The organism is Pseudomonas sp. NFIX49, assembly GCF_900115915.1.
In the GTDB taxonomy this organism is placed as follows: Bacteria; Pseudomonadota; Gammaproteobacteria; order Pseudomonadales; family Pseudomonadaceae; genus Aquipseudomonas; species Aquipseudomonas pharyngis.
The window spans coordinates 332,373-353,254 of the sequence record NZ_FOYE01000006.1 but is presented as its reverse complement, the minus strand read 5'-3'; the positions used below and the strand labels follow the sequence as shown (position 1 = coordinate 353,254).

General features: G+C 56.3%; 27 protein-coding genes. 3 read left to right on the top strand and 24 right to left on the bottom strand.

Annotated features, from left to right (window positions below; all coding sequences use genetic code 11):
- Positions 1-397: 397 nt before the first annotated feature.
- Positions 398-610 (bottom strand): hypothetical protein, encoded by a 213-nt coding sequence (locus BMZ46_RS19405; RefSeq protein ID WP_074690391.1) that lies wholly within the window; start codon positions 608-610, stop codon positions 398-400.
- A 961-nt stretch (positions 611-1,571) separates the two neighbouring features.
- On the opposite strand from BMZ46_RS19405, the gene BMZ46_RS19400 reads away from it, so the two are divergent.
- Genes BMZ46_RS19400 through BMZ46_RS19390 form a run of 3 tightly spaced genes read left to right on the top strand, consistent with a single transcriptional unit; the run spans position 1,572 to position 3,575 of the window.
- Complete coding sequence (locus tag BMZ46_RS19400) at positions 1,572-1,823, top strand: hypothetical protein (RefSeq protein ID WP_074690679.1); 252 nt, start codon at positions 1,572-1,574, stop codon at positions 1,821-1,823.
- Between the two features lie 53 nt (positions 1,824-1,876).
- Positions 1,877-2,308, top strand: a complete 432-nt coding sequence (locus BMZ46_RS19395; protein WP_074690393.1) for a LexA family protein — start codon at positions 1,877-1,879, stop codon at positions 2,306-2,308.
- A complete protein-coding gene (locus BMZ46_RS19390; RefSeq protein WP_074690396.1) occupies positions 2,295-3,575 on the top strand; it encodes a Y-family DNA polymerase in 1,281 nt (426 codons plus the stop codon). Before BMZ46_RS19395 ends, BMZ46_RS19390 begins: the two co-directional genes overlap by 14 nt.
- Before the next feature lie 131 nt (positions 3,576-3,706).
- Here BMZ46_RS19390 and BMZ46_RS29125 read toward each other — a convergent pair whose 3' ends face one another.
- The 23 genes from BMZ46_RS29125 to BMZ46_RS19280 form a co-directional block, all read right to left on the bottom strand.
- Positions 3,707-4,744, bottom strand: coding sequence for a hypothetical protein (locus tag BMZ46_RS29125; RefSeq protein WP_139184869.1), 1,038 nt, complete (start codon positions 4,742-4,744; stop codon positions 3,707-3,709).
- Positions 4,745-4,753: 9 nt separating this feature from the next.
- Positions 4,754-5,848: a hypothetical protein gene (locus tag BMZ46_RS19385; protein ID WP_074690398.1), complete on the bottom strand. Its 1,095-nt coding sequence runs from the start codon at positions 5,846-5,848 to the stop codon at positions 4,754-4,756.
- A 154-nt stretch (positions 5,849-6,002) separates the two neighbouring features.
- Positions 6,003-6,854: a DNA cytosine methyltransferase gene (locus tag BMZ46_RS19380; RefSeq protein WP_074690400.1), complete on the bottom strand. Its 852-nt coding sequence runs from the start codon at positions 6,852-6,854 to the stop codon at positions 6,003-6,005.
- Complete coding sequence (locus BMZ46_RS19375; RefSeq protein ID WP_074690402.1) at positions 6,815-7,015, bottom strand: Com family DNA-binding transcriptional regulator; 201 nt, start codon at positions 7,013-7,015, stop codon at positions 6,815-6,817. Before BMZ46_RS19375 ends, BMZ46_RS19380 begins: the two co-directional genes overlap by 40 nt.
- A 12-nt stretch (positions 7,016-7,027) precedes the next feature.
- A complete protein-coding gene (locus BMZ46_RS19370; RefSeq protein ID WP_074690404.1) occupies positions 7,028-8,287 on the bottom strand; it encodes a phage late control D family protein in 1,260 nt (419 codons plus the stop codon).
- Positions 8,284-8,724: a phage tail protein gene (locus tag BMZ46_RS19365; protein WP_074690406.1), complete on the bottom strand. Its 441-nt coding sequence runs from the start codon at positions 8,722-8,724 to the stop codon at positions 8,284-8,286. Before BMZ46_RS19365 ends, BMZ46_RS19370 begins: the two co-directional genes overlap by 4 nt.
- A 5-nt stretch (positions 8,725-8,729) precedes the next feature.
- A complete protein-coding gene (locus BMZ46_RS19360; protein WP_074690409.1) occupies positions 8,730-11,288 on the bottom strand; it encodes a phage tail tape measure protein in 2,559 nt (852 codons plus the stop codon).
- Complete coding sequence (locus BMZ46_RS19355) at positions 11,278-11,397, bottom strand: GpE family phage tail protein (RefSeq protein ID WP_074690411.1); 120 nt, start codon at positions 11,395-11,397, stop codon at positions 11,278-11,280. Before BMZ46_RS19355 ends, BMZ46_RS19360 begins: the two co-directional genes overlap by 11 nt.
- Before the next feature lie 8 nt (positions 11,398-11,405).
- Complete coding sequence (locus BMZ46_RS19350; protein WP_074690413.1) at positions 11,406-11,732, bottom strand: phage tail assembly protein; 327 nt, start codon at positions 11,730-11,732, stop codon at positions 11,406-11,408.
- A 27-nt stretch (positions 11,733-11,759) separates the two neighbouring features.
- Complete coding sequence (locus tag BMZ46_RS19345; RefSeq protein WP_074690415.1) at positions 11,760-12,275, bottom strand: phage major tail tube protein; 516 nt, start codon at positions 12,273-12,275, stop codon at positions 11,760-11,762.
- A gap of 15 nt (positions 12,276-12,290) precedes the next feature.
- Entirely contained in the window at positions 12,291-13,460 is a 1,170-nt protein-coding gene (locus tag BMZ46_RS19340; RefSeq protein ID WP_074690417.1) for a phage tail sheath protein, read from the bottom strand.
- Between the two features lie 118 nt (positions 13,461-13,578).
- Positions 13,579-14,142, bottom strand: a complete 564-nt coding sequence (locus BMZ46_RS19335) for a tail fiber assembly protein (RefSeq protein WP_074690419.1) — start codon at positions 14,140-14,142, stop codon at positions 13,579-13,581.
- Between the two features lie 7 nt (positions 14,143-14,149).
- Positions 14,150-15,499, bottom strand: a complete 1,350-nt coding sequence (locus BMZ46_RS19330) for a phage tail protein (RefSeq protein WP_074690421.1) — start codon at positions 15,497-15,499, stop codon at positions 14,150-14,152.
- Positions 15,492-16,115: a phage tail protein I gene (locus BMZ46_RS19325; protein WP_074690423.1), complete on the bottom strand. Its 624-nt coding sequence runs from the start codon at positions 16,113-16,115 to the stop codon at positions 15,492-15,494. The genes BMZ46_RS19330 and BMZ46_RS19325 overlap by 8 nt, the downstream gene beginning before the upstream one ends.
- Positions 16,115-17,026: a baseplate J/gp47 family protein gene (locus BMZ46_RS19320; RefSeq protein WP_074690425.1), complete on the bottom strand. Its 912-nt coding sequence runs from the start codon at positions 17,024-17,026 to the stop codon at positions 16,115-16,117. The genes BMZ46_RS19325 and BMZ46_RS19320 overlap by 1 nt, the downstream gene beginning before the upstream one ends.
- Positions 17,023-17,367, bottom strand: coding sequence for a GPW/gp25 family protein (locus BMZ46_RS19315; RefSeq protein WP_074690427.1), 345 nt, complete (start codon positions 17,365-17,367; stop codon positions 17,023-17,025). Before BMZ46_RS19315 ends, BMZ46_RS19320 begins: the two co-directional genes overlap by 4 nt.
- Positions 17,364-17,936, bottom strand: coding sequence for a phage baseplate assembly protein V (locus BMZ46_RS19310; protein ID WP_074690429.1), 573 nt, complete (start codon positions 17,934-17,936; stop codon positions 17,364-17,366). The genes BMZ46_RS19315 and BMZ46_RS19310 overlap by 4 nt, the downstream gene beginning before the upstream one ends.
- A 95-nt stretch (positions 17,937-18,031) precedes the next feature.
- On the bottom strand, positions 18,032-18,355 hold the full coding sequence (locus BMZ46_RS19305) for a hypothetical protein (protein WP_074690431.1): 324 nt from the start codon (positions 18,353-18,355) through the stop codon (positions 18,032-18,034).
- 81 nt (positions 18,356-18,436) lie between these two features.
- Positions 18,437-18,898 carry a phage virion morphogenesis protein gene (locus tag BMZ46_RS19300; protein WP_074690433.1) on the bottom strand — a complete coding sequence of 154 codons (462 nt, stop codon included), beginning with the start codon at positions 18,896-18,898 and terminating at the stop codon, positions 18,437-18,439.
- Complete coding sequence (locus BMZ46_RS19295) at positions 18,895-19,371, bottom strand: phage tail protein (RefSeq protein ID WP_074690435.1); 477 nt, start codon at positions 19,369-19,371, stop codon at positions 18,895-18,897. The genes BMZ46_RS19300 and BMZ46_RS19295 overlap by 4 nt, the downstream gene beginning before the upstream one ends.
- A gap of 9 nt (positions 19,372-19,380) precedes the next feature.
- Positions 19,381-19,593: a tail protein X gene (locus tag BMZ46_RS19290; protein ID WP_074690437.1), complete on the bottom strand. Its 213-nt coding sequence runs from the start codon at positions 19,591-19,593 to the stop codon at positions 19,381-19,383.
- The gene (locus BMZ46_RS19285) at positions 19,593-20,063 is read right to left on the bottom strand and encodes a head completion/stabilization protein (RefSeq protein WP_074690439.1); all 471 of its coding nucleotides are present in this window, start codon (positions 20,061-20,063) and stop codon (positions 19,593-19,595) included. Before BMZ46_RS19285 ends, BMZ46_RS19290 begins: the two co-directional genes overlap by 1 nt.
- Before the next feature lie 118 nt (positions 20,064-20,181).
- On the bottom strand, positions 20,182-20,880 hold the full coding sequence (locus BMZ46_RS19280) for a phage terminase small subunit (RefSeq protein WP_074690441.1): 699 nt from the start codon (positions 20,878-20,880) through the stop codon (positions 20,182-20,184).
- Positions 20,881-20,882 lie beyond the last annotated feature (2 nt).

Here is a 20,882-nt window from a genome sequence, read left to right as displayed (position 1 = left end):
GAAATGGGTGGCAGCTGCGCGCAGGTTGGTAAACCGGGAGTCAAGGAGACCGGCACGCCCGAAGGCGTCCCACGCACAGCCGCCATAACAAAACTGCCGGCTCTAAAAGCCGTCAATGATGAAGGGACGCTGTTGCGCAACTCGTCGGGTTACCAAGCCCGATCACTGAATATGCAGTGACGTCTGGAGAATATCCCGCCGAAAGAAAGGCCAACAAGGCGATGCCTGCTGAAAAGCACGATAAACGCACTTCCTTACGCAACACGCAGATTTTGCCTACAAGTCTGGCCTGAAGCTACTCTAGAATCGACCACGCTACCCAACTCCTCTCGACTGGATGCGTTGACGCTCGGGATGAGTCGTTGCAAATACTTATGCCCGTTGAGGTCGTGCGCGTTTAGCGACTGAGTGGTACACCAATTAGCCGTCTTTCAGTGTCGTCGATTGCGGAGGCTCTGACGTAGCAGGCTCCAGAGGCTTTCTTGCTGCTAAGGCGTTGTACGGTCAGAAGCTTGGCCATGACTTCTTTGCATTTGGTTTCTGAGTCAGTCGGGATTGCTTCAATCGGTTGACCTTCGATCATCAGGATGAAAACCCACAGTGTCAGCATGATGCCTCCATGGCTGTCGAGCTATGTGGTTGAAGGGGCTTTCACAACTCTAGCGTGGACTCCTGTATTTCCCAGCGACGCTCCCCCTCTTTAATCGAAGGGCGGAGGAATGTTGGCCTATATTCGCCAGGAGCAAACGACGGACGAAAAAAAACCGCCTTTGCGGGGCGGTTCTTTTTGAGCATCGGCTTGCGGCCAACGCTCGGTGCATCTCACGAGAGTACACTGGCGTGGGTTCATCTTATAAAGCTTTGCCACTGCTTGCAACGTCATTTTGTTCGCCTCGATAGGGCGGGAAAGCCTCGAAATAAGTGCCTCGCGGTGGACGGCGGTCCTTGATCAACTCTGACAGAAACAACAATTTACAAAAGCGATGGCTTCCTGCGCATAGAAAACTCGCAGGAGGGCTTTTCCATACTTTCGAGCTCGTGATTCTAGGTTAATATGCCGATGCTCACACGCCAGCGATGCAATGAGGTTAGGTCGGTTGAATACCGATTTCATCCCCCCTGACACGGTTTTGCACCCGTGCCGGAATGATGGCTCGGAGGGGCCCCAACCGGCCACCTCATGAGGGTATGCTGGCGTATACTCCCGAAGGTATGCGTGATCCGGTAAGTGTGCTGGAGGTTTGGCCCCCAACCTTGGAGGCCAGAACGTATGAAGCTTTTGTTGCGTACGTTGAGCCTCGTATGGAGATTGTTGAAAGCGTTTCGCTTTTACGAGTTCCTGCGAGACCACTTTGATGACCTGAAGTAACGGTCATTGATGTGGGGAAACCCGTGTCAGTTTCTACTGATGCGGGTTTTTTATTGTCCTTAAAAAGCTGTCAAAAGTAATATTTAAATCAGCTTGTTCTCGGACGACAGTGGGGCATTTCGTCGGCTTTTGTAGGAATGATCTGGGGACTCTGAATATACTGGTTATGCGTACAGTATTATTCGCATGGGAAACCGAACCGATGAAATCCTCAATCACCGTCACACCCGCCAAGCCGACAAAAGACTTGATTCACTGGCAGGCGATGCTCGCCGACAGATCCGCACTTATCGCTCGACCAGGCGCTCACCACAAAGCACTCCTGATCGGAGCCCGCGCGCTGTACACAAACAAGGTGATTGATAGCGACGACCTGTGTGGTTTGCTTGAGCTAGCCGATGGAGCGCTGGCCTTTGCAGTGGAATGGATGCACGACGTCAATAGTGATGAGTAGGCGATGAACAGTCGCTTTGCTCCTGCAGTCCATTTTTCATTCGGGTTCGAATCATGAGTGTCACCATCCTTGGCCCGCTGTTGGCGGGCGGCGAAACGTTCCCGCTTTACTCGTTCCGGATCCCGGCGGGTTTTCCATCGCCAGCGGCCGACCACATCGAAAAACACATCTCTCTGGACGAGCTGTTCGATATCCGAGCGCCGCATGTTTACCTTGCCAAAATTGAGGGAGACAGCATGCAAGGCGCCGGAATATTTTGCGGGGACCTGGTGATCGTCAATCGCAGCCTCGATGCCGAGCATGGCGATATCGTGATTGCCGGCCTCAACGCCGAGCCCATCTGTAAACGCCTTCATCGTCGCGACAACGTGGTCATGCTGCTGTCGGCCAATAGTAAATATCCGCCGCGCTACGTGATGGAAGGCGATGAACTGGTGATTTGGGGCGTAGTGACCTACAGCGTGCGCGACCATGGCAGGTCGTGATCAGGTCTTTGCCCTTATAGACTGCAACAGCTTCTACGCGAGCTGTGAGCGAGTCTTTCGTCCCGACCTTGCCAAGACGCCGATCGTCGTCCTGAGCAACAACGATGGCTGTGTCATCGCGCGCAGTTACGACGCTAAACCGTTCGTGAAAATGGGCGCACCGTACTTTCAAATCAAAGACGTGTTACGCCAAAACGGCATTCAGGTGTTCAGCAGCAACTACGCTCTGTACGGCGACATGAGCGAGCGCGTGATGACGATCATCGAGTCCATGGTTCCTGCCGTCGAGGTGTACAGCATCGACGAAGCCTTCGCCGATCTCAGCGGCATGCCGGGTGACCTGACCATCTTCGGCCGAACCATTCGCGCGGCGGTCTATAAAAGGACGGGTATCCCTGTTGGCGTCGGTATCGCACCAACCAAAACCTTGGCCAAACTCGCCAACCACACAGCGAAGCGTCTGCAAGCTCACACGGGCGGCGTGGTGGATATCTGCGATCCCGTAAAAAGGGATTGGGTGCTGCGTAACACGGATGTCGGTGAAGTCTGGGGCGTCGGGCGCCGGATGAAAGCTCATCTTGAGACAATGAACATCAAAACCGCGATGGATCTGGCCAAGGCTGATCCTTGGACGCTTCGACAGATATTCAGCGTAGTGATCGAGAAAACCGCGCGTGAGCTCTCTGGCACCTCGTGCCTGGAACTTACCGAGGCCGAGCCAGCCAAGCAAGAGATCTGCAGTAGCCGTATGTTCGGCAAACGACTGACCACCATCGAGCCGATCAAGGAAGCGGTGGCCACCTATGTGGAAAGGGCAGCCGAAAAGCTGCGCGCGCAGAATTCACTGTGCAAGAAAATCCGCGTCAGCATCCGCACGGGCATGTTCAACCCTGAGGAAGCGAAGTATGCCAATGGCGCGCTGGTCGAACTGCCATACCCCACCAACGACGCGCGGCTGCTGACCAAGGCGGCGGCGGAGGCGGTCAACCGCCTGTTTCGGTCTGGCTTCAAATACAGTAAGGCTGAGGTTTTGCTGATGGATCTGCGGCAGCCGGGTGAGTTCACCGATGACCTGTTTGCTCAGTCCCAGTCAGCTGCTGCGGAAAAGGTCATGGGAGTTCTGGATGAGATCAATCAGCGCTGGGGCAGGGGCACGCTTCGGACTGGAAGCGTGCCGGCGACGCCTGATTGGGGGATGCGTCGAGAGATGATGAGTCAGACGTTTACCACTAGTCTTGATCAGTTATGGACTGTGAAGTGCAATTGAGATTCAAGGTTGAGGAGGAAGCTTGTCCGGCGGTGTCTGAAAATTCATCAGGCGGAGTACTTCACAGTGTAAATTCTGTCGATGTCCTCATCACCATCATTACATGCCTAGACACTGATCATCAGCGTTTCTCAGATGCAAGGTCCGCTGTTAAGCACTGAGCAATATCGAACAGGGCACATAATAGGGCTTATGTTTTTTGATGAAATAAAATTGGTATGCGTGTCCTGCAAATAGTGGATGGGGGCTAGTGGCTTTCGTTCTACTATCGGTGGTTGGATTTTGCACTTTTCAATGGTGAAAGTATAGCCAAGCTCTCTGTCTGGTTTCGCTACGACTGTTTTGTTATCATTAATTAACGCAATTTTTGTTCCGGCAATTGAGGTTTTTATATTGCATGCTTCCGGGGGGAGATGAAATGAAGAAAAGACTAGTATCTTTTTTAACTGGACGTCCGCTGAAGATGTAAGAGATTGTAAAAAACCTAGATATATAATTACGGAGTACGAAAAGCCGAGCGTTAAAATCAGCCCCCTGTAGGAAAGTTTTTTGTTGAAGATTGAGTTTGTAGTGTAAGAGTTTACATATTTTGGTGTTTTTTTGTTAGATCTTATAAAGTTGTATGCGGCATGCAATGCGATTAATAGATATGTAGGCAGGCTGATGCGCATGATTATGTAGAGCCATATGCCAATAACTCCTATGAATGTGAAGGTTTTCTGGGCCGCCGAAAATTGACCGGCCTCTACATTCGTGTAACCAGTAATGGCGTCATCTGCGAGACTGTTGGCTATCAATGTGATGATAATGGTTAGTATGGCGCCCAGCAGATTAAAAGCTGTAGTGTTTGAAAGGTAAAGTCTGTGAATGCGATAGTGAATGATAGCAAATATGACTGTACTGCCGCATATGATCGAATATAGCGAGTAGGTTATCGATTTAGGGAAGGTAAAACCAAGGGTGATTAATAGCGCTAAAGCTATAAAAATAGCTGTGCTACCAGTTAAAAGTAAAGCGATAACATCAAGGATTGTCCAGCTTTTGAAGCTGTAATTTATGCTTATATGTAATAGTTTGTTAGCTGTTTTTTTTACGGATATCATTTTTTCCAATGCGCAGAATGTAAAAAGAGAAGCGCAAAATAGAATTAATATAGAAATTATTGCCATTCTATTGGTCTACTTTTCAGAGGGGGCTTGTTCGATGGCTAAAGCTTGCGCCTTCTGTTGGGCCATGGCCAATTTATGAATGTTCGGTTGGGCGTGGTGTAATATCTCAGAGATATCTAGATAATAATAAGGGTAGGAGTTGTATTTATCACCCTTGTCAATAGCTAAATATTCTTTTTTGTCGAAGAAGCTGACGTCGTAACCAGAAAACTCGCAGAGTACGCGCAGATATGAGCGAATGTATCTATAGGAGCCTATTAGCTCTTTGGTTGAGCTGCCGACGCATGTAAAAGTAAGGTTGTTGGGGGAGACAAGATTGACGGTGTCATAAATTGTGTAATTTTTACTGGCTGATTTTAGCTTCTCATATATGTTTGGTAGTGTTAATAGTCCTGCCAATGCATAGATTTTATTGCATGCATCTGCATAATTTAATGCGGAGGTTATAAGTGGAGTTTCCTTTAGAAGTGCAGTGTGGATGTGGATTTTTATTGCCGTCAAGTTTTCAATTGCTGAATCAAATCGAGCAGTATCTACCTTCGGTGTTCCATTTGCCGGTCCTTCATCTTTAAAAAAACGCAAATGCAGTCTAGGATGCGCGTGAAAGTCACCTTCTATGTCGCCTGGATATGTAATCTGCTTCAAGGCGCCGAAGTACTCAAACATTGCTTTTCGATGAGCGTAATAGCCATCCATGTTGTTCTTTACATTAGTGGCGGCAATCTGAATAGATGTTTGATGGGTTGCATGTATTCGCGCAACCAGAATTGATAGCGGGATAGAGAACGAGAGAAGTGCTATTGGTAAGGTGCTAATTCTCAGAAATTCGGACAGTCCGTCCGAGTTGATCGATATTGAATACCCTTGCCAAGAAAAATAACCGAAAGTGAAAAAATACATCACCGGAGCTATAATGCTTAGCCATAGGTAACCTTGCTCTGCTAATCCTCTACTGGCATCCAGAGAAAAGGGAGTGAGCTCTTTATATTGATTATTAACTTGTTTTTTTGATGAGTTATATACTTTGAATCCAATTTTAACTATAAGGATACCGAGGGCAAATGGTAGGATCAGACAGGCTAGGAGCTTAAAAAATTCGTCCATGAAAGAACTCTATCGTGGTTTTAGCGGTGATGCCATTGTGCCATCGTCTTTGCTGAATGCAAGAAATACTCCGGTATTGAGGTTCAGGACCCAGTCATGCAATTGGTTAGTTGCGCGTAGAGGTCCAGATTGCCCCAGGCCTCTACGCATTGGTTTATGTTATCGACATCAAACCGCTTCCTATCCACTCCGCCACCTGCGTAACAACGGCGTTTCCGGCAGCGAAAGCCTCCGCAAGGTTGGCCGCATCCAGTCCGAGGCAAAACCCATCATTTTCAGACGCTCGCTGCCGCTCAGCCATCTGATCCCATCCGTTCGCGTGAGCGACGAAAGTGGTACAGCCCAGAGGGATCTGGGATCCGTCTCTGTTGGCCAATAAAGTATTGGCAGCCCAGGCATCCGCGGGCCGTGGCCAGCGCTGCGATCGAGACGCTGGAGGTATTGCGTCCACTGGCGCGGCGTCAGCCAGCAGCTCGAAGGGGGGCATTTGTCGATAACCTGCGACCAGGAATATTCGACGACGCTGCTGGGGGACTCCGAAATATTGAGCATTAAGCACTCGCCAGAATCCCACATACCCGCAGTCCGCAAGGGCCCGGATGACTGTTTCAAAGTCGTGGCTATCGTTGACAGCGAGCAGGTTAACGACGTTCTCAAGCACCACCCAGCGAGGTTGAATTTCCTTGAGGATTCGTATGACTTCCCAGAACAGGCCGCTGCGTGCGCCGCGCAGGCCGCGTGTGTCTCGGTTGCTTTCCCGGGCGCCGGCGACGCTGATGTCCTGGCAGGGGAAGCCGGCGGTGAGGACATCGACGGGACTGAGGTTGTGAGCGCCGCATTGGCGCACGTCTTCAAATTGCTGTGCATGGGGAAATCGATCGGCAAGCACAGCCCGGTTGATGGGGTTGAGTTCGACTTGCCAGGCGCTGCGGTATCCCGCGTTTTCAAATCCGACATCAAAGCCTCCTATACCTGCGAACAGGCTGCCAAGGGTGGGTTGCTGCATTCAGGAACTCGTTGTTCTGGATGCTCGCGGCACGCTTGGGGGAGGCTCGGGGCCTTCAGGTGGTTGAGTGTCCGGCAACGCGGGCACTTGATCTGTAATTCAGTGAAGCCGCTGGCGGCGGCAAGTTTGCGGCAACAGTGGCCGCAGCGGATGTCTTGCATGAGTCGTCCTTGTTATCTCTGCATCTTTTTCCATTCGCGGTCAGCGGCGCGTTTGGCTGCGTTTTCCGTGGCGTATAACCAGCGCAATCGCCGTGCCTTGCTCTGATCGCCGGATGTCACCGGTTTTTCCTTCCCGGTTTTCTTGTCGCGGTAATACGCAATAGTTCCCGTGTAGTCGTTCCGGTTCTCCTCGGCCAGATGCTCAACAGTGTCTTCCGGCAGCTTGCTCTCCATTTCCAGGCTGACGGTGTAGCCACTGTCTGCGCTGAGGGTGTGCTGCACGTTGCCGCCATACCAGATGATCTCGTCAATCTCCGGTTTCACCCCTTCGAGCGTATAGGTCAGCTCCGGGATCAGATCGGGCCGGCCCATGGCCAGGGTGTAGCTGAGCGTCGCGCTGCCACGTTGCAGGCGATTGAGTTCCGCCCGAGCGGAACGCAGGGCCGACTGTCGGTCGCTGTAGGTGTGCCGCAGATCCTTGAGGTTCTCGCCACCGCCGGCGATGGCTTCCTGTTTTTTGGCGCTGTTCACATCGTAGAAGTACGCGCGCACGCCTTCGTAACTGTCACGGTCAGCTTGCAGGTAGCGGTGCTGGTCGCCGTCGGCGCGGGTGAGAGTGATGTGGGGCAGTTCGGCGCCGCTGGAAGTCTTGCCGCCGCCCGCTGGCAGGCATAACAGACGGCCGGCCTTGACGGTCACCACGGCATCGAATTCTTTGCTGACGCGGCTGATCAGGTTGGCGTCGGATTCGTTGGCCTGGTCGAGCTGCAGGATGGGCAGCCCGTCGAGGGGGCCGGCGATGGTGGCGGTCAGGCCATTGCCCAGGGCGATGTCACCCAGCACGTTGCCGAGTGTGGTGTTGCTCCAGCTGCGTTCGCGTTTGATCTTCAGTCCCTTGCGCAGATCGGCGGAGCGCGCGCGAATGCTCAGCACGTCGGGCGTGCCGGAGTGTTCGGTTTCATCGACGGTGTAGGTGCCTTTGTCGACCAGTCCGGTATCACTCCAGCCCAGCCACAATCGAACCACTGCACCCTTTGGAGGAATGGCCAGCAGCCCGTCATGGTCGCTGAGGGTGATGGTGAGCTGATCCGCCTCAATGCCACGGTTGTCGGTCAGGTCCAGGCTCATCAGGCGCGGGCTGATGAGTCGGGCGATGTCGTTGCCATCCACGGTGAGACGAAACGCCGGCACCGGGTAGGCTGCCTCGCGCTTGTAGCGTGAGAGGGTCTTGTCCAGAAAACCGGTGACGCGGGAGAGGGGGGCATCGATCACAGCAGCGCCCTCATGATGCTGACGCCGACGCTAGTACCGGCGCCAATCAGGTCGATACGGTCGTCATCGATGCGCTTGAGATTGAGCGTAAATTCGATCCGTCGTGGTGTGCCGTCGCGGAAGAACAGGGTTTTGGTTTCGCTCAGGCTTTCGATGATCCACAGGCCGTAGATCCGGCCGCTGCCCTCGACCATGGGCCAAGCCTTGCCGGTGTTGGCCATCAGACGCAGGGCATCGAGACTGAGAGCGCTGCCAGCCAGCTCCGGCAGAATGACGCCGGGCAGGGTGATCGAGTCTTCACCGCGCCCGATGAACTGGCGGGCCGGTGCGGCACCGACTCGGCCGCTGCTCGCGTGGCGCCAGTCAGTCTGGCGTTGCAGCTCCTGGTAGGCTGCGGTGGAAAGACTGAATACGAACATGCCCAAGGCAAGCATCATGGGCTCTACTCCAGATCAGCCAAGCGGCTGCGTTGACGGGCTTCTTTTTCATGCTGGATGCGGGCCATCTCGACCCGTACAGCGCGGCCAATAGCCAACGCATCCATGCCCGGAGCGGGGTGGATATTGATCTCGTAGGTGTCGTGACTGTCTTGAACCGAAGGTGCTGCAGATTTGATGGGCGCGCGGTCATCGACAGTCAGTGAATGGGTGAACTGGCCGGGTTCAAAGCTGATTGATTTGGTCGCAGAACTGAGCTGCTGAGCCAATCCGCTCAGCACACGAGTTGGATGATTTTGGTTCTGTTCCAGTCCCTCTGCGAGCCCCGCCATGGTGAAGCCGCCCAACTCGGCGAAGACTCGGGAAGGGCTATTAATCCCGAGTTTTTCCTTGAACCAACCGACGGTTGAATCACCGATTTCGCCCATCACATTCTTAAGCTGGCCGAATCCGGCTTTCAGTCCTTTTACCAGTCCATCGATGATCATTCCGCCGAACTCGGTGAAGCGTCCGGGCAACTCGATGCCCAGGTATTTCATGACGCCAGCGAAGGCCTTGTAGAGCATTCCGACAGGGCTGAAGTTGATTAAGGTTTTGAGTATGTCGGCGGTGCCGCCGTTGAAGCCGGCTTTGATCTCTTTCCACGTCTCAGAAAAATACTGCTTCACAGCGTCCCAATTTTCGTAGAGAAGATAGGCAGCGCCGGCAATGGCAGTGATTGCCAATCCGATCGGGTTCAGCATCAGCGCTCGCCCGAGGATAAGCAGGGCGCGGCCCACAAATGGCAGTACCTTTCGGCCGAGCTTCCAGAGCAAACTGATCAGGCTAGGCAGGCGAATACCCAAGCTCAAAAACATCAGACGAAACGCCACGAACGGCAGCATCACGCTGGCAACTGTCACCATCAGACCGCCAAGCACTACCGCCAGCGTCGCAATAATCGCGACAGTTTTCACGATCCCGGCCGCGAGCTTCGGGTTTTCGGCGGCCCACGTTTTCACGCCACGTACGATCTCTGTCACCGACTGAACCAACGAACGCAAAGGCCCATCCTGTTGATCCTGCAATTCGATCCCCAGGTCCTGCCAGGCGCTGCCGAGCGTTGTCAGATCGCCTTTCAGGTTGTCCGCCATCACCCGCGCGGTGCGGGTGGCTTCGCCTTGGCTGTTGCGCAAACTGGCGATCAGCTTTTGCAGCTCACCGGTGCCAGCTTGTTCAACCAACTGGGCCATGCCTTTGACGGCTTCCTCACCGGCGATGGCCTTCAGCAATCCACCTTTTTCCGCGGTGCCCAGGCCTTTGGTCTTGTCGTGGATCTCCTTGAGGATATCCGGCATTTTCCGCAAGTTGCCGTGAGCATCGGCGGTGTGGATCTTCAGTTGGGTTAGCGCTTTCTCAGCGGCTTTCGGCGGGGCTGCCAGACGGTTCATGATCGAACTCAATGCGGTGCCGCCCATGCTGCCTTGCAGACCTGCATCGCCTAATTTGCCCGCCATCGCGGCCGCCGTTTCCAGCTCAACGCCGTAGGTCTTCGCCATCGGCGCGGCGTATTTCATCGTCTCGCCGAGCATCTGCAAACTGGTGTTAGAGCGGGTGAACGTACCCACCAGCACATCGCCCAGCTTGCTCATGTGCGCAGCCTCCATACCGAGCCCGGAGAGAATGTTCGACGCGATATCGGCGGTCTGAGCGAGATCCGTGCCACCGGCTGATGCGAGGTCGAGCATGCCGGGCATGGCCGCTCTGATCGCTTTCGGTTCGAAGCCGGCCATGCCCAGAAAGCCCTGGGCATCAGCGGCTTGACCGGCCGTGAACTGCGTTGACCCGCCCAAGCTCCGAGCTTGCTTGCGCAACGCCGTCAGCTCGGCGGAAGAGTGATCGAGCCGAGTGATGGCTTGCACCTTGCTCATGCTGGCGTCGAAGTCGATCCCCGGCATGATCGTCTTCGCGCCGGCGTACAGAACTGCGCCACCACTGGCAGTGGCGACGGCGCCTTTTTCAGCGAGGGAGCGGGTGACGTTCCGTTGGTTTTCCAATGTGACGCGTTCGGCTGCCAGCCTTCGCTGTTGAGCACCCAACGCCGCCAATCGCCGGGTTTGCTCAGCAATGCTTTGATTGGCGACGTCGGTGTGTTCACGCAATCGGCGTTCATGATGGCTCAGGTCTTTGGTGTGAATACCGGCGTCGTGCAGCCGAGTGCGCAAGCGTTGCAGGTGTTCGCTTTGTTGCTGATGCTGTTGCTTGAGCCGTTGTGCTTCGTGCACGGCGTTGCGGAAGTCCTGCGTCATGGCCTTGGTGGGAACGCCGGTTGCAGCGAACTGCTGGCTCAGGGTTTTGACCTTGTCGCGCGCAGCGCTGAGTGCCTGAGCGGCCGCATGTGCAGCCGCCCGCTGCGAACGCCATGCGCTGACATCTTTCTGCTGGGCGTTGAGTTCCTTCAGGCGCTCACGAGCCTCTTTCAAAGCACGGGCCGCACCGATGCTGCCGTTATTGATGGCCTTAAGTGGCCGCGTGGCTTGATCGATCGCGCTCAGCAATACCCTCAGTTTCAGATCATTCGCCATTGGCGACACTCCGCAACCTGGCGCGCTCGCGCCATTCCATCAGCTCCTGCAGGCCCAGCGAATCCATGTCCGCCGGAGCCCAGTGAAAGACCACGGCCAGGTCAGCCATGGCGTCCTCTACGCAACGAGGCAGACATCCGTCTTCACCGACTTCTGCAATAAAAAACCGGAGATCTTGCTGCCGCACGCCAGCAGGTCCGCCGGATCCATGCCCGCCGCCTCGGGTGAGGTAATGCTGGGCGATGTGATGCGCGGCAGCAGTTTGATCAGGGTTCCAACATCCATGTTCAGCAGCTCGACCAATTGAAGGCCGCGCAGCTCGCCGGACTGCGGCTTACGCAACGTGAGCGAGTCGATTGTGGTTTTGCCGCGAATAATCGGGTTGTCGAGGGTGACGGTGTTGTCGTCCGGCAATGGGATCTCGACTGATTCAATGTTCTGCATGGGAAGTATCCACAGGGCTAGGGAAAGTCAGAGACCGAGGGCGGCGCGTTGCTTTTCGAGCATGTCCACGCCGTTCACTTTCTCGATGAAATTCAGCAGGTCGATCTCGATGATGTCCTCGTTATCGACGACGAGCTTGTAGTAGGAACAAGTGGTGGTGATGCTGTGTTCGGTGTCTTCGCCGGGTTGGGCTTCGCCCATTTCGATGGTTTCGTGACGGCCGCGCAAGACCACTTCCACGGCGCTGACGTCGCCAGTGTCGTCCCGCTGAAACGCGCCGGAAAAACGCAGCGCAACACCTGAAGCATTCACCGCACCGAACTGACGTAGAGAAATCAGATCCAGTCCGCCGGTCTTCCATTCAAACTGGATACCGTCATCGGAAAAGCCCAGGTCAGCCTTGACCGGGCCGTTCATGCCGCCGCCGCGATAGCTTTCCATCTTGCGACCGAGCGGGGGCAGGGTGACGGTCTTGACCACGCCGACGTAGCTGTTGGCATCGTTGAACAGGTTGAGGTTTTTCAGTTTGCGCGGCAGGGCCATGGCGCCGTTCTCCGGTTAGCGGTTGATCTGGCTGGCGAAGGTGATGAGGTAGCGGTCGGTGATGCGCTGGCGCAGGGTCAGGTCTTCCAGCGGCGGGATCGGCGTGTAGTCGTAATCGAGCCAGAGCTTGCCGGCCTTGAGCGTGTCTTTGGTGTTGATGTCTTCGGGATACCAGCAGCCTCCGCCCACCAGATAGCCGCCAGCGACTTTGGTACGAAACTCGGCGTTCACGGACTCGATCATGTCGCGCACCAACGACGCGTGCAGCGGTTTGTCCATCGCCCACATCTGTGCGCCGGCCATGGTGTCGGCCAGCACTTGCGCGGTGCGGGTGTAACTCTCGAATGCGAACAACGGGTCGTCGCTGCAGGTGCGGCTACCCCAGAAGCGAAAGCCACCTTCGTTGATCAGCGTGGTGACGTCGTGGCTGTTGAGGTAGTTGGCGTCGGTGGTCGGGTTTTGCAGGTCCCAGAACACGTCGGCGTTGATGCCGGTGACGCCGTTGACGGTCACGTTGGACAGGGTTTTGTGCCAGCCAACTTGCTGATCGATCTTGGCGCGCAAACCGAGGGCGTTGGCCACGGCGCTGGCAGTGGTGGTCTTGTTGGTGGCGGTACTCCAACACTGAAAGTCAGGCCAGATAACCATCACTTCCCGAGCACCGAAATTGCGGCGGTAGGCAACGGCTTCTTCTTTGGTTTGGCAGCCCCAGGCGCTTACATAGGCGAAGGCCCGTAACTGTTGGGCGATGGAAGCGAGGGCGTTGGCGACAGGCAGTGAATCAAGGCCGGGCACGCCCAAAATACGAGGCACCAAGCCCAGCCGTGACTTGGCGGCGAGCAAGGCTTTCATGCCGGTGTATTTACCGGTTTCCGTGGTAGTGCCGATCAAGGCGCTCGTGGTTGCGGATTCGTCTTCACCTTCTTTCACGCGCACAACGATGACGTAAGGTTTGGTCTGGTCGGAGATGGCTTGCAGGCTGGTGGCGAGAGTGCCTTTCACGCCGGCCTTGCCAATGGCTGTCTGAATGCTGCTGACGAGTACAGGCGTATCCAGCGGAAAGGTCGCCGCATCGGCATCATCGGCAGTGCAGACCATGCCGATGACCGCCGTCGGGATGGTGCGAATCGGGCGAGAGCCATCGTTGAGTTCGATGACTCGCACGCCGTGTAGATAATCGGACATGGTTAATCTGCGTGGTGAGAAAAGACACCACACAGGCTGCCGCGCTTATCAAAAGCTGACGAGGCGCGGCAGTTGTATCGAGCAGGTCAACAAGGTGCGAATGGCAATTGGAACTGACTCAGGGTGTACCTGCGGTTGGCGGTACTGGCCACTCCAGGTTCATGGGAAACCCAGGGCTTTGCTCAATTCGATTGAGTTCGACGCAATAACGCATCCAGCCCATTAGAGCCGTTTGTTCGTCCGGCGTTATCAACTGCAGTTGCTCTGCATACTGCAGCGGTGCGATGCGCAGTTGAGCGTGCTGCATCAAGGCGTCACGCTCCAGTAACACCTGCGCCTTTTTTTCCGCCGCCAGTGCTGACTGATCCAGCTTCCAATCCTCCCCTGTCCAGTGATGGTGGGGGCCAGGCCACGCTTTTATCGTCACCGTATCGGGGAGTACGCCGACCTCTCGCCAGAGCAATGATTTCCCGGTATCTGTTCGGTAGACGATGCCACGGTGGTCTACCCGTTCCTCCGGCAAGCCATCAACCATGACCCAGACATGACCTGCTTTTGCAGGCTCCAGTGGCTGCGTCAGTTGTACAGCGTTGCTCGGCCTTTCGACTCCAAGACCGGGAACAACCGGAAATTCGACCGGCCCTGTCAGGATACCCGCGTTATCAAACAAGTAATTCGTCATCTCTACCTCAAATGATTTTGATCCGTCCTGGATAGGCGATGTTTCGAGGGCGCGCTGTTGCAATCGTGCCGACTTCGCTTCCTTCCAAAATGTCAGCTTGTTCAAATGCCAGTAGGCTTTCTTCATAGTTCGCGTTTTCACCCAGGTCGAACCCATGGATGTCGTGGGCTCGTACCAAATACTCTTGGGTGAGGCTTGTAGTTAGCGCGACAATCTCGTCACCCCTGGCGTCGTAGGTTTGTCTTGAGCCCTTTTGCCAAGAACCAGGTTTCCGACCTGCATCCACGTCGCGTGACTCGTCCAATATTCGTAGAAATTCGCCCCGGCCTTCTGGTCCCCGAAAGGTTAAACCGTCATCTTGTGCGATCCATCCGCCCTCGTTACCTATGCTGTGTTGCTCGGTGTTGAGCATTCCTGACTGCTGCGCGTGATCCCAAAGCCAGGGCCACTCTGAGCGTTCAAACGTTCGACCATTCAACGCGGCGTATCCACCCGGACTGAACTGGGTAGTGGTTTCAAAAACGGGATGCCCCAGCGGCAACGTATCCAGTCGCCCGAGGGGCCACCAGTGGCCACGCCCGTCCGCACACAAGTGCCACCAATCGCCCGTACCCATCAGGGGTAGAAACGGATACCCGTTATAGGAAAGATGCGTATGGAACAGGATGCGATCTGAGCCATGCGCTCGAACCACCAGGCGATGACCTGAGTGGTCTTTGCGACGTATCAGAATTTCTCGCCTCGTCAATTTCGAATCGGAAGGTGGGAGCTCCAACGTCACTGCACCATTGCTGGCGTCGCAGAGCACCAGACCCATATGCTCGGAGGAGAGGCTTTTGCCTTCGCGGATCAGTGTGTAGGGCCGCGAGTAGGCATCTCGTATAGAGCGATCCACAAAATCGCGGGTAGCCAGTACGACTGAGGGATCGATTTTCAACTGAATGTTGGCGGTGCCATTGGTGATGATGTGCATACGCACGACCTGGTTACGCCCCGATCCTTGCCCCAACAATGGCTTGTAACTGGGAGCAAGATTCGCCACCGCAGAAAAGACGCCGTCCTTGTCTTCCAGCGCCAGCTCTCTCAACCACCAACCGCCGACTTCTGGGGGGAGGACTACTTCGGCGATCAGAACGTTCGGATCGGTAGGAGAGACGCGCAGCTGATTGAGCGGCGCGCGGTGTACCGGGTTGATGAGCCGGGTCTGCGCAGGATCAGGTACAGGATCGGCACCATTGGCATCGCCGATCAACATATGGCTCGGTTCCCAAGGAATGCCGAGGGCGTCGCAGTTGGTTTTCTTGGCGGCTCCGAGGGTGGTGAGCATGCCGCCGAACAGGGTGTTCTTATCAACCATGAAGGTACACGTCCATTTCATCAAGGGTGTAAATGCTTGCGCCGCCGTAACTCTGAATGAACACATCGATGTCCGGGTTTATCCACGGGTAAACATCGATTTCGTCGCCGTCATCGGTGGCAATCACCGCATAGGACTCGACACGTGTTTCCAGAATGATGTCGAGGCCCGTCAGGTGGCGGGTGAGAGGTTTGGCGTCATCGATGAGCCAGGTCAATTCCTGGTACATCTGTTCGGTGATGCCGGTTCCGGACACGCTGATGTTCAGGGCAAACGTCGCACGTGGACCGAGCGGAATGGTCTGCCACCATTCCACCACTTCAATCGCAAAACCTAACGGCTCGACGACACGCCGCAGGGAGCCGAGCGTGCCTTTGCGGGAGTGGATGTAATACGCCGAGCGAATGGCCGAGCGCTTGGCGGACTCGGGCCATTGCGAGTCCCAGCGATCGACCGAAAACGACCAGGCCAAATACGGCAGCAAGGGCAGGGGGCATTTGTCCGGGTTGTACAGCGTGCGTAGGGGAATGGGCACGCGTTGGATCTGTGCTAGGGCTTCCGCGGCCTGTAATTCCAGCGGCGTCGAATTGCTTGGCAGCAACGTCTGATAGGTCATCATTCGATCCCCAATACCAAGACGATTTTCGTGCAGTACGGCGCTTGGTATTTGGTGGCGACGATGTCTTCCCAATCTTCCAGCACGACCTTGCGCACGCCCTCGACGTGCAGTGCGGCGTGAACGATGGATTCGGACACTTCCAATGCCAGGCGCCGCCGTTGGTGCACGAACTTGAGCAATTGGGCTTCGGCAGCAGCAAGGACGAGTTCGGTTTCTGGGCCGTTGCTGAGCGGGTAGATCTTGGCCTTGATCTGGTAGTTGATGATCTCCGCACCCTGCACGGTCAGACGATCCCCGACCGGCCGGCGGTCGTCGTCGCTGAGGTAGGCTTTGACCTTGTTAAGCAGGACTTGCGAGGCGTTGCCATCGCCCAGGACTGATTGAACAGTGACCACCGCTTCGGCCGGCGCCGGACTTTCGGCAGTGGCGTCGGCGACCTGACCATCAGCGGAACGAGCGTGGAAGATGTAGGCGTTACGCGGGCCGGCGGTGCTGAGGCCTTCCCATGCCATCTGCGCGCGCTCGCACAGGCTGTCGTCGCTCTCCATGAGTCTGGGAAGCGGCGGCACGGCTGTCGGGTTCGCGGCCTGAATGACCAGTCGCTTCACATTGAAGTTGGCGGCGAGCTGTTCGAGGTCGGTGCCCTTGGCCAAGGCGAGCATGTTGGCAACGGAGGCTTCGTTGACCCGCTGCCGCCAGATGGTTTCGCGGTAGGCATTTTCCTCGAGCAGCTTGGTCAACGGCTCCGACTCCATGTTGAGGCGCGCGGCAATCTCGGCCTGTTCCTCGACCGGCCAGAGGCTGATGGCGTGGGCCTTGCGCTCGGCGAGGATCTGCTCGTAATCGATCTGTTCGACGATCTGCGGCGCCGGCAGTTGGCCGAGGTCGATGGCGACAAAACTATTCATACGCTGCCTCCCAGTTGCAGAGGCACGCTCAGACTCAGCGGCTGATTGTTATCGACAATGGTGCCTTCGAACTCCAGCAACGCCTGGCCCTGAAGGTTCGTGCCGATGAACTGGATGCGGCTGAGGCTTATGCGGGTTTCCCATCGCATCAGGGCCATCACCGTGGCGGCGTAGACCTGCAAGCGGGTGAAGTCGTTGAACGGCTGATCGACCAGCTCAGGCAGCAGGCTGCCGTATTCACGGCGCATGACGCGGGTGCCGATGCGTGTGGTCAGGATGTCCGTGATGGATTGGGCGATGTGTTCGACCAGGCCGAGGGCCGCGCCGGTTTCTCGGTTCATTCCGGTTTCCCCGTCTTCGCGCCGCCGGGCATGACACCGCCGTGCGGGTGGTTGACCAGGCTGATGTTGGCCGCCACCACGTCCACGGACACGGTGACCTTGCCGGTGACGTTCTGGTTGCCGGTCTGGGTGTAGTCGCCCTCATGGGTGATCGGGCCGATGATGTGGATGCCGCCCGTGCTGGTCAGGTTGGTGGTGCCGCCTTCGGCCAGCGTGACGTTGAGGTGGTGTGCGACGCTGTCGTACTCAATGACGGTGCCGTCGCGGTAGGTGCAGCGGTGCAGGCCTTCTCGGTCGCCGTTGGCGGGGATCTGGTCGCTGAACAGGCCGGTCAGGGCTATGCCGTTGCCGAGCTGGCCCGAGGGGCTGAACAGGATGACCTGCTCGTTGACGGTGGGCGGGTTCCACTCGCGGTCTGCACCGGCCCGGGCAGCAATCCATGGGAGCCAGCCGGTGGTAAGCGCTCCGGTTTTGATCTGCACGCGCGGGGGCTTCATCTGAACGGCAGCGATGGTGCCGAGGCGGATGAGGTTTTCGATCAGGCGGGCGAGGGTGGCTAAGTCGTTCATGGCGCCGATGATGGCGCCATGTGCGTACCAGTGCAGCTTAAGAGACTTGTAGTAGGTGAAACTACAAACTAACTCAAGTGGGCCGCGAAAGAAGGTTACTCACCAGAGGAGTCCTTTTTGGCTATCACCTCTTTGTAATATTGGTTCAGGTAGTCATGACCGCTATCGTTCGGCTCAATGGTGATGTTCTCTCCGTCTTTTTCGAAGAGGAAGTTGTACTGGTCGGGGTATTCAGAGAAGGCAAGGTCGCCTAATGGAATTTTGGTAGCTCTGATCATTTCTATTTTCTGATCAGGGTTGGTAAACGTTGAAAGGATACTTTCTTTATTCTGTCCAGGAATCCATTTCAATTTCGATCCGTGACCATTAGTTTCTTTGACCTGCCAAAATAGCACTTTTTTGTTAGGTTTTTCTTTCAAAACTATCTCCTTGTTCGTAGTAATAAGCGGCTAGACTTTTACCAATTTATCGATGAAATGGGAAATCCTCCGTAGGCGCTCTCAACGAGATATAAGATGCGAGTGCAAATAATCGCGTATCAAGTTTAAGTCATCTCCGGTAAATCCAAGCACCTCACGCTGTTGGTAACGAGTCTCGGGGCTACCACGCTCGGCGCGATCGTTCAAGCCGTCCTGATGCACTCGCGCGATTCGAGCAATCTTTCCTATGAAGCCGACCCTTATTGCGTTTTCATCACCTTGTACCTTAAGGAAGTTCGCTGTGCGCAGCTTCTGAAACATCTTTACCCTCCGCTTTACCCGCCCCTGTTTACCACGTAGATCACGCTGCTTACGCGGCGCGTACTTGCTGCCATCGGGGTTTTGCTGAGCAATGATTCGTTGCTGCTGGCTACGCCGCAAAGCCTGGCCAACGCTCCGAGCCAGCTTATTGCGTGATGCTGGTCCAAGTTGTCCAAGCAGTTCCGCCGCCCAATCCTCCAGAGTTTCCAACCGGTTAGTCATGTTGGCAGTCTCCACTCGCTACCAGTGCCTTGGGCGCCAGTTATCCAGTTCGGATCGAGAAAGTCAGCAGCCCGCTGAGGCTCGCCGGGATGACAGATGGTGGTGTTGCCCTGGTCGTCTTTGCCTACCACAACACGCTCAGTCAGCGGCAGCGTCAGGCTCATATCCACCTTGCTGTTGTCGAGGATGTCGGCCTCGAACTGAATGCCGTCTGCGGTTTTGCTCAGGTTCCCCAGCAGCTCGGATTGGTGGACGCTCAGCCAGCCTAGCAGCGGCAGCATGACGCTGTCAGGGTGGCCAGCGAAGTCGGTGAGGATGACCTGCAGGTCGAATCTGTATTCGAACGAGAGCGTATGCGCTGCAGTGCAGCGGATCTTGCCATTGTCGATGAAGATCAACAGCCGGTCAGGGTTGTGCTTCAGCTCTCTGACAGTGGTGAGTAGATGAGCACGGAGGTTTTCAGGTTTGTTCATTGCTGGTTCTCAGTCCCATAGGTTTAGTATCTGCCTTTGCGGGGCAGCGGCCTGGGCTTCGGGCATCTGCACCAAAAGACCTTGCGGCAAGGTTGGGCCGTGGTCGGCCAGGCTGGAGTTGGCTTCAAGTACCGCTTCGGTCACGCCGGCGGTGCGGCCGTAATGACGCCAGCAAAGGGCGTCGACGGTGTCGTTCTGTTGGGTGCGGACGCTGACGGTCATCAGATCAACTCCACGGTGGTGCGGCCGAGGCCGAGGAAGTCGCGCACGGCCCAGCGCTGATCGCGGCGCAGTTCTTCGATGCTCGGGGTCAATTCGTCGGCATTCTGGTTGCCACTGTTGGTGCTGTCGTAGGAGCGGTAGCGCTCGCAGATCTCAGCGCCGGTCGCGGCGTAGATCGCCCGCTGGTAAAGGTGAACAAGTTCAGATTGGTCCTCGATTTGCTCGGCCAGTACATCTGTAAGTGTGGCGTAGCCTTCTGCCTGTTTGGCGCGGCGCCATTTTGCGAACTCACGGTTCACGCTGATGGCGGCGGCAATGGTCGCGGTTTCCAGACGGATCGGCGTGACGCTGGCATCGATGCGCAAGGTGCCGCGCACCTCGTCCAGATCGATCGACGGCCAGAAGGGGTCGGTGTTGATGTGGCCGGCCGGGGAGGTGGCGCCGGTACCACTCGCTACGAATCCGCTCATGAATCTGCGCTCTGTTGTAGGTCGCCGGTGGTCGGGGCTTCACGTTCAGGAGGAGCGGCCTGGCCGATCCGCCCCGAGCCGGCGGGGTGCGTGGGGACGCTCAGGTTGCTGCCCTGATTCAGTGACCAGAGCCAGCGAGTTTGTTGAGCAGACGTTCGGCCCGCTCCAGATCCTTCTTGCCACCGCAGGCGTCGTGCAGGTCGATGGCTTTTTTCAACAGGTCGATGCCGGCTTGCACCTGACGGGGTTGGCCGGGTTTGTCGTCGGTGATGCCCTCCAGCGTCGCGCGGCCCATGGCGAGGCACAGCTTGGCGCGGGCCTGGTCCGGCATGTCCTCGGCGTCGGTCAGTTCGGCGGTGCGGTGTAGGATGGCCAGGTCGAACGGTTCGCCGACCTTCTGCGCCTTGAGAGCAACGGTGGCTACTTCTTCTGCCACTAGGCATCCGGTGGAACGCTCGAACCGGTCAGGCATAACCAGTTTGTGCTTGAGGACGTAGTCGGCAATGTCCAGAGCGCCGCTGTAGTCTTCAGCGTCGATACGCCAGACCATGATGGTCGTCATCACATCGTCCTGCGCACCTTGGCCACGTTCCAATACTCCCTGCACATAGGGGATGTATTCGGGCAGTAGCAGCCGTTTGAGTTCCGCCTTGCCCTGGTTCGATTGCACCTGTTTCAGGCGCAGACGGTCTTGCAGCAGTTGGTTGAGCTGATGTTCGTAAGCCGTGGCGCCGGCCATGGTTTGAGTGGGATTCGCCGCTGCCGCTTCGATGGCCGCACTGACGCGCACAAAATGGCGCCGGCAAGGATTGGTCATGG